At 65.1% G+C, this 7,734-nt stretch carries 9 protein-coding genes; 1 reads left to right on the top strand and 8 read right to left on the bottom strand.

Going from position 1 to position 7,734, the window contains the following annotated elements:
• Nucleotides 1-80: 80 nt before the first annotated feature.
• The 4 genes from P8Y39_11540 to P8Y39_11525 form a co-directional block, all read right to left on the bottom strand.
• On the bottom strand, nt 81-926 hold the full coding sequence (locus P8Y39_11540; GenBank protein MEJ2192952.1) for a hypothetical protein: 846 nt from the start codon (nt 924-926) through the stop codon (nt 81-83).
• A gap of 38 nt (nt 927-964) precedes the next feature.
• Nucleotides 965-1,699, bottom strand: coding sequence for a rhodanese-like domain-containing protein (locus P8Y39_11535; GenBank protein ID MEJ2192951.1), 735 nt, complete (start codon nt 1,697-1,699; stop codon nt 965-967).
• Between the two features lie 163 nt (nt 1,700-1,862).
• A complete protein-coding gene (locus P8Y39_11530) occupies nt 1,863-2,672 on the bottom strand; it encodes a C-GCAxxG-C-C family (seleno)protein (GenBank protein ID MEJ2192950.1) in 810 nt (269 codons plus the stop codon).
• Between the two features lie 86 nt (nt 2,673-2,758).
• A complete protein-coding gene (locus P8Y39_11525) occupies nt 2,759-3,049 on the bottom strand; it encodes a hypothetical protein (protein MEJ2192949.1) in 291 nt (96 codons plus the stop codon).
• A 148-nt stretch (nt 3,050-3,197) separates the two neighbouring features.
• Here P8Y39_11525 and P8Y39_11520 point away from each other — a divergent pair, with 148 nt between their 5' ends.
• On the top strand, nt 3,198-4,148 hold the full coding sequence (locus P8Y39_11520) for a DUF302 domain-containing protein (protein ID MEJ2192948.1): 951 nt from the start codon (nt 3,198-3,200) through the stop codon (nt 4,146-4,148).
• Between the two features lie 23 nt (nt 4,149-4,171).
• Here the strand turns inward: P8Y39_11520 and pgl are convergent, their stop codons facing one another.
• The 4 genes from pgl to P8Y39_11500 all read right to left on the bottom strand — a co-directional run.
• Nucleotides 4,172-4,906, bottom strand: a complete 735-nt coding sequence (gene pgl / locus P8Y39_11515; GenBank protein MEJ2192947.1) for a 6-phosphogluconolactonase — start codon at nt 4,904-4,906, stop codon at nt 4,172-4,174.
• The gene (gene zwf / locus P8Y39_11510; GenBank protein ID MEJ2192946.1) at nt 4,891-6,453 is read right to left on the bottom strand and encodes a glucose-6-phosphate dehydrogenase; all 1,563 of its coding nucleotides are present in this window, start codon (nt 6,451-6,453) and stop codon (nt 4,891-4,893) included. The genes pgl and zwf overlap by 16 nt, the downstream gene beginning before the upstream one ends.
• A gap of 6 nt (nt 6,454-6,459) precedes the next feature.
• Nucleotides 6,460-7,365: a decarboxylating 6-phosphogluconate dehydrogenase gene (gene gnd / locus P8Y39_11505; GenBank protein ID MEJ2192945.1), complete on the bottom strand. Its 906-nt coding sequence runs from the start codon at nt 7,363-7,365 to the stop codon at nt 6,460-6,462.
• A 12-nt stretch (nt 7,366-7,377) separates the two neighbouring features.
• Nucleotides 7,378-7,734: transaldolase family protein (locus P8Y39_11500; GenBank protein ID MEJ2192944.1), on the bottom strand; the 357-nt coding region annotated here is incomplete at its 5' end.

The raw sequence follows: 7,734 nt of genomic DNA, 5'->3' as shown, positions 1-7,734 counted from the left end.
TCCAGATCGATGGTCATGGTCGAGTCTCCGTACCCAAAGTCCAGTCGGTCCTGCCGGTGATTCGGAAGTGAGAAGGAGTTTCACCTTCCAGAGTCAAGCTTCCACCAGACCTTTCGACCCGTCGACGAACCTGGGTAATCTGAATTCGCTTGCAGATTGTAGCCGATCGGGTCTTGGATCAACGATCGATTCCGAAGTAGGGTGGCATTCCCTGGAAAAGTCCCTGGCCCTGGCTCGGTAGGACTGGCGCTCGGGGACGCCAAACGCTCGGGCTCGGCAGTGGCAGTAGTGGTGGCTGTCGGTGCAGCCGACGGCGTGGGAGGCGCGCTGCAGCCAAGTAGTGCCCCCAGGGCGGCAAGCACGAGGATGCCCCGCCCGGTGCCGCGCGAGAGGCCCTCGATGTTCTCCAGGCTCCCGCCGAGGGCCTGGAAGGAGGCGTCCTTGAGGGCGGCCTCCCGCGTCTTGAGGGTTTTCAGGGATTCCTTGAACGCGGTCTGGGCCGAGACGGTCTCCAGGACGTCCTGCATCACCGCGTAGCCGACCATCGTGCTGCCCAGGCCGTAACTCTTGGCAAACGCCGTCTCGAAGGGGGCAAGCTTTGCGCGAACGGCGGAGTCCTCCGGAAGCTCCTTCTTGAGGGCCTCGATCTCCCTGGCCATGTCCGTGCGCGCCTTCTCGGCCCGGTCGAGGTAGGCGCTGGAGGCGGACTCCGCGGCCACGAACATGTCGGCCTGCGCCTTCTCCGAGAGGTTTATCACCGAGACCACGGCCATGACCTCCCGGAAGGCCTTCTGCCGGACGAAGCCCGCCTTCTCTTTTATCCGCCCCAGGCTCAGCAGGCTCATCAGGGACATGAGGCCGAAAAGCCCGAGCACGAGCCCGAACCCGAGGAGCATTTTCTGGGATATCTTCAGCCTGTCGAGCACCGGCTTCTCCTTTCAGGTTGTGACGTCCGCCCCCCCGCTCACGAGCCCTTGAGCACGGGGTAGCCGTCCTTCATCCATTTCTGTACGCCCCCCTCCACGTGCACGACGGAGGCGAAGCCCTTGGACATGAGGTACCGCGCGGCAACGGCCGAGCGCCTGCCCGTCTCCCCGATGATGACTATCTTCTTTTCCCGGGGCAGTTCCCTGTGCCGCTTTATCAGCATGTCCAGGGGGATATTGACCCACCGGGCGGAGTCGATGCGGTAACGCTCGATGAGGGCCTTGAAGCGTATGTCCAGGAGGACGAAGTCCTCGCCGTTTTCGACCATCGTGCTCAGCTCCTCCGTGGATATGCCCCGCACGTCGGCCGGGGGGAGCTTCTTCACGGTGACGGTGGGGTAGCCCGCCTCCACCCAGCCGGGGAGCCCGGCGCGGAATGCGTAGACGTTGGTGTATCCCAGTTTCACCGCCAGGCGGGCGGCCTCGAGAGAGGCCGGCGACCTCCGGCCCAGGCCGTAGAAGACCAGCTTGGCGTCCTTCCTCCGGGGGAGCTTTCTCTTGAGGGCGTGCATGGGGATGTTGACGGAGCCCTTGATGTGGAGGCTGTCGTACTCGATGCGGCTCAGGGGAAAGACGACCATGACGTCCCCGCCGTCCATCATGGCCTTGAGCTCCTGGGCGTTTATCTCCTTCCACCCGCTTCCGGCGTATGCCCCGGCCACGAGGACCAGAGCAAGGAGAGCCGGCAACCCCAGTGCGGCCAGACGTCTCACGGCAGCCTCCTCGAAGTAAGTTATGCTTGTGCGCCGCTGACGTATTCTAAGTTGTGGGAAGGGGCGCTTCCGTCATCCATATCACACTACACGGGGTTGCTCTGTGGGTGAGAGGCGCGGGCCTCCCCCCGGTTGAAGGAGGAAGGCCCGCTGTGCGGCGGCGTTACTTCTTGTGGCACTCGGCGCAGTTGTTCTGCGCGGTTATCTGGTGGGCCTTGACCTGGGAGCCGTGCACGGGGACGTACGTGCCGTCGGCCCAGGCGTTCAGCAGCGTGGCGGTCTTGAAGGCCACGTCGGCGGCCAGGCGCGCGCAGCGGTCCCGCCGCTGGGGGGAGGCGAAGGTGGTGCCGGTCTTCTGCATCCATTTGCCCACGGAGATGTGGCAGAGGGGAGAGTTGCTCTTGTTCCTGAGGGGGGTCTCCTTGAGCTTGGGGTTCTTGGGGTTGTAGGTGGGTAGCTCGGTGTCGCCGTACCAGGCGATGACGTCATTCAATATCTTTTCCCCGTCCCTACCTGCGGCGAAGGAGGAGGCGAGGCCGGCCCCCAGGAGGGTGCCGCAGAGGGTGCCCCATCCCACCGTGCCGCCGTGCCCGAAGGTGAAGGCCTCCACGGGCAGGGTCTTGTAGGGCCCGCCCACCGACTCCTTCAGGGGGATGAGGATGCCGCTGGCGGTGGCGTAGCAGCAGAAGTTCTTGTACCAGTTCTCGTAAGCTATGGCGGCGGCCACGTTGGGGTCTATCTTCTTGTACCCCCAGGGGTACTTCTCGGAGCTTTCGGCCAGGGTGAAGCCCGCCTCCGTGCACTTGTCCTCAAGAGGGTCGGAGGAGGCCTCGGCCCCCGCCCGTCCGGCCAGGCCCACGCCCCCGGCGGCCAGGACGGCCATGCCGGCGGTGAGCTTGCCCGCCGTGCCGATGAGCTCTCTTCTGGACATTCCCCCGGGGGAGAGGAGCCGTGACATCTTGCGCTTCTGCATCGGTCCTTCCTTTCTCCTTTTTTCTCTGGGTGCTCACGAGCCCGCCCTCCGGTGAGGACGGGCGCCCCATCTCCGAAAGAGCGCCTTCAGGAGCGGGGAGGACGGTCCACGCCCAGGGAAAGGAGCCAGCCGGGGTCTTCCGCGAGCCGGGGCAGGGCGGCCGGGCGGTACCCCTCACCCGGCCGAAAGGCCGCGGATTGGGTGATGGCGAAGAAGGCCTTGGAGGCGTCCCCGCCGGCCGGGCTCTCCTCCATGTGGCAGGTCCTGAGCGAGGAGGTGTGGGTGTCGGGCAGGAAGCTCCCGGCGGTGCAGGGCACAAGGGCGGCAAGGGCCACAAAGGCGGCAAGAAGAAGCACCGGGAGGGGCTTTGCCATCATGTCTCTTTCTTAATCTAAAGTTATGTCTTTTGTCAATCTCCTAATTATAAATTGACTATTTTCGAGCCCATATTGACAAAGCCGCCGCCGTGTGGCATAGTGGCACAGTTTCGATGTTTCTAAACCATAAAACCCAGGAGGTGTCACCATGAGGACAAAAGCGCTGGCCATGGCCCTTCTCTTCCTGTTTGCCCTGGCGACGGGCGCGCTGGCCCAGGAGTACGGGGTTTTCGTCAAGGCCCGGCAGGGCCTTTCCGGACCCTTCGACAGGGCCGTCTCCGAGACGGCGGACGCCCTGAAGAAGGCCGGGTGGGAGGTGCTTGCCTCCTACGAAAACGGCGTCCCGGAGGACTGCGGCTTCAGGGCCCACACCCTGGTCATTTATTCCGAGGACTATGCCCGGAGTCTCCTGGCCCACGGCCCCCGGGCGGCCTTTGCCCTTCCCCTGCGCGTTTCCGTCTATGAGGACGAAACGGGAATAAACGTGGCCTTTCTGAACCCGGCCTCCCTGAACAGGACCGTCCTCGGCGACGGCGTGGAGAGCGGGCTTTCCCGGAGCGTCATGGAGGAGCTCGCCACGGCGCTGGCCGCCCTCGAGGGGCACGAGAGCAGCGTACAGATAGGGCAGCTCCGCACCGAGGGGCACGTGGGGGGCATGGGCGGCGGGGACTTCGCCGATAAGGTGCAGACCATCTACGAGGGAGGAGCCCTGGAGGATGCCCTCCGGGGCGTCAACGAATCCATCGAGAAAAACACCCTGGGCTGGAAGAAGGTCTACGAGGTAGACGCGGGGGAGGTCGCCATCGTGGGCATTGCCAAGTCCGCAACGGAGGCCAAGGCCTTTGGGATAGCGGGGGAGAAACGCCGGAACGACACGTTCCGCTGCCCCGGCCTGGACCACGCCGCGGCCTTTCCCATCGAGGTGGTCCTCTACACACATGAGGGCACGGCCCGGGTGGAGATACTGGACGAGATGTACAGGATGAAGGTCTACTTCGAGGACGCCGGCAGGTGGGCCTTCATGAAGAACATGACCATGCCCGGGCACATAGAGGACGAGGTGGTGGAGGTGAGCACCTCCGCATTGAGGAAAAAGTAAAGGAGCGCCGCCGGAGGGTCCTCCTACGTCGTGCGGGTGTCGGTGCGCCTGAGCTTTGCAGCCGCCTCCCCGTCCAGGAGCCAGACGAGCTCGCCGTCCCGGGGCTCCACCAGCCCGGCGGGATACTTTCTCCGGAGGTCTTCGGTCTCCAGGATGTCGTAGACGATGTCGGCCTTGGCGCGCCCGGCCACAAGGAAGAGCACCCGGGCGGCTCCGTTTATGACCGGCAGGGTCATGGTGACGCGGGGCAGCTCCACGTCGTAGACGGGCAGGACGAGGCGTTCTTCCTCCTGAAGGGTGCGCGACGCGGGGAAAAGGCTTGCCGTGTGGCCGTCCTCGCCCGCTCCGAGGAGGACGAGGTCCAGGCGGCCCGCTTCGAGCAGGTGCTCCCTGAGGACGTGCTCGTAACGCTCCGCCGCCTCCCTGGGGTCCCTCTCCCCCTCTATTCTGTGGACGTCGGCAGGCACGACGCTGAGGAGCCTGTCCTGGGCGTGCTTGAAGTTGCTCTGCCCGCTCTCGGGGCCCACCGCGCGCTCGTCGCCGAAGAAGACATGGACCCTCCGCCAGGGGACCCGCTCGCCGTACTCTTCCCCGGCAAGGAGGGAGTAGAGCCTCAGGGGCGTGGAGCCTCCCGAGAGGGCCACGGAGAAGCTTCCCTTCTCTTTGATGGCCTTTTCCGCCCAGCCCGCGAAGAGGCCGGCGGCCTTCCGGCTCAGGGCCTCCCGGTCCGGAAAGACGTATATCAGAGGGCGCGCCACGCCCGTCCGTCCCGCCTCAACAGCTCGTCGGCCTCCGGCGGGCCCGCCGAGCCGGACTCGTACCGGAAAAGCGGAAAGACAGAGGGCTCCTGGGACTCGACCCTCTCCAGCACCGGGGTCAGAAGGGCCCAGGTGTGCTCTACGGCGTCCTCCCGGACGAAGAGCATCTGGTCCCCCTGCATGCAGTCCAGGAGGATGCGCTCGTAGGCCTCCAGGCCGAAAACACTGGGGTAGGCGAAGTCCATCATCACGGAGCCCAGGCAGACCTTGGTCCCCGGACGCTTGGCCTGGAAGGTGAGGTTCAGGCCCTCGTCGGGCTGCACCCGGAGGACCAGCTCGTTGGCCTCTATGGCCTCCTCCACCACGTTTGAGAACATGAAGTGGGGAACCATCTTGAAGTTGATGGCTATCTCGGCCTTCCTGAGCGCCATGCGCTTGCCCGAGCGCAGATAGAAGGGAACCCCCTGCCAGCGCCAGTTGTCGATGAAGAGCTTCATGGCGGCGAAGGTGGACGTGCGGGACTCCGGGTCGACCCGCTCTTCCTCCCGGTAGGCGGGGACCTCCTTGCCGTCCATCCGGCCGCGGGCGTACTGTCCCACCACCAGGACGTCTTCGAGCCTGTCAAGGGGGAAGGGCCTCACGGCTCGGAACACCTTGACCTTGTCGTCCTGGACCCTGTCGGCCGCAAACAGCGGCGGGGGCTCCATGGCCGTCAGGGCCGTGAGCTGGAACAGGTGGTTCTGGAACATGTCGCGGAGGACGCCGGACTTTTCGTAGTACCCCGCCCTGTGGCCCACGCCGCCGGACTCGGCCACGGTAATCTGCACGTGGTCGATGTACCGGCGGTTCCAGATGGGCTCGAAGATGGCGTTGGCGAAACGGAACATGAGGATGTTCTGGACGGTCTCCTTCGCCAGGTAGTGGTCCATGCGGTAGATCTGCCGCTCGTCGAATGACGCCCCCAGCACGTCGTTCAGGCGGCAGGCGCTCAGCAGGTCCCGCCCGAAGGGCTTCTCCACGATGACGTGCGTATAGCCCTTCTCCTCCCTGGACAGGCCCGCCGCGCCCACGGCCTGAATGATGGGTTCGTAGGTCTGAGGCGGCACGGCCAGGTAAAGGATGCGGTTTCCTCCGCTCTGGTGCTTCTCCTCCAGGGGGCCGAGCTTGCCGCCCAGGGCCTTGTGGGACGCCGCGTCGCTGTAACTTTCCAGCGGGACGTAGTGCAGCCGGCCGGCGAAGTCCTCCCAGGTGTGCTCGCTGAACTCGTCGGGGAAGGCCCGGGACACCGCGCTTTTCATATCTGCCCGGAAGTCCTGGTCGGACATCCCGGAGCGGGCCGTCCCTATGATGCAGAAACGCTCCGGCAGAAGCCCCTTGGCGAAAAGCCTGTAGGCCGAGGGGATGATCTTCCGGCTCGTCAGGTCTCCGGAGGCCCCGAAGATGACCAGGCAGAAGGGCGTGGGCACTTGCATCTCGCAACCCCCCTCCCTCTTGACCGCCTCCTCCAGGACCTTGCACCTGGCCATCTCCACCTTTTTGTCAGCCATGGGGCGCTACTCCTCCTCCTTCTTGAACGCGTGGCCGCCGAACTCCCACCTCAGGGCCGCCAGGAGCTTGTTGGCGAAGGAGTCCTCCTGCCGGGAGCGGAACCGCTGAAACAGGGAGGTGGCTATGACGGGGGCCGGCACCGCGCTTTCCACCGCCTGCTGCACCGTCCAGCGCCCTTCGCCGGAGTCCCGCACGTAGCCCTTTATCTCGGTGAGCCCGGGGTCCCTGCGGAAGGCCGCCTCGGCCAGCTCCAGGAGCCAGGAGCGGATGACGCTGCCGCGGCCCCACATGCGGGCCACCTCGGCCAGGTCCAGTTGCTCGCCCCAGGGGGAGGCCTTCAGTATCTCGAACCCCTCGCCGTAGGCCTCCATGAGGGCGTACTCGATGCCGTTATGGACCATCTTGACGAAGTGCCCCGAGCCCACCGGGCCGCAGTAGAGGTAGCCGTCCTCGGGGGCCAGGGTCTCGATGAGGGGCTCGATGCGCTTGAAGACGTCCTCCCTGCCCCCCACCATGAGGCAGTAGCCCACCTTGAGGCCCCACACCCCGCCGCTTACCCCCGCGTCCATGAAGTGTATGCCCTTTTCCCCCAGGTCATCGGACTGCCGGAGGGCGTCCCGCCAGAAGCTGTTTCCGCCTTCCACAAGGACGTCGTTCTCCTCGAGAAGGCCCTTCAGGGCCGCGAGGTTCTCCTCCACGGGCTTGCCCGCGGGCACCATGACCCAGACGGTCCTGGGCCTTTTGAGCTTCTGGACCATCTCCTCCAGGGAGTAGGCTCCCTCGACCCCCTCTTCCTTTATCCGGTCCACCTTGCCCGGGGAGCGGTTATAGGCCACCACCTCGTGCTCGTCCTTCATGCGGAGGCACATGTTATAGCCCATCTTGCCCAGTCCGACCATTCCTATCTGCATGGGGCCTCCTTTCTAGCGGGCAAAGGCCTTCTTCTTCTGCCCGATGAACTCCAGAAGGGCGAAGTAGCTGTCGGAGAACTTCTTGACGCCTTCCTGCTCCAGCTCCCGGCAGACCTCCTCCATGTCGATGCCCACGGAGCCGAGGTCGGTGTGCAGGGCGCGGGCCCTGTCCAGGTCGTCCTCTATGAAGACGCGCACCGTGCCGTGGTCCCGGAAGGCGTCCATCGTCGTCTCGGGCATCGTGTTTACCGTATCGGGGGCTATGAGCTCCTGCACGTACTTGATGTCGCTGTAGGCGGGGTCCTTGGTGCTGCTGCTCCCCCAGAGGAGCTTCTGCCCCTTGGCCCCCTTTGCAAGGAGGCTCTTGGC

The sequence above is a fragment of the Nitrospirota bacterium genome, from assembly GCA_037386965.1.
Taxonomy (GTDB): Bacteria; Nitrospirota; Thermodesulfovibrionia; order Thermodesulfovibrionales; family JdFR-86; genus JARRLN01.
The sequence above is the reverse complement of the archived record's forward strand: the minus strand, read 5'-3'. Positions and strand labels throughout refer to the sequence as shown.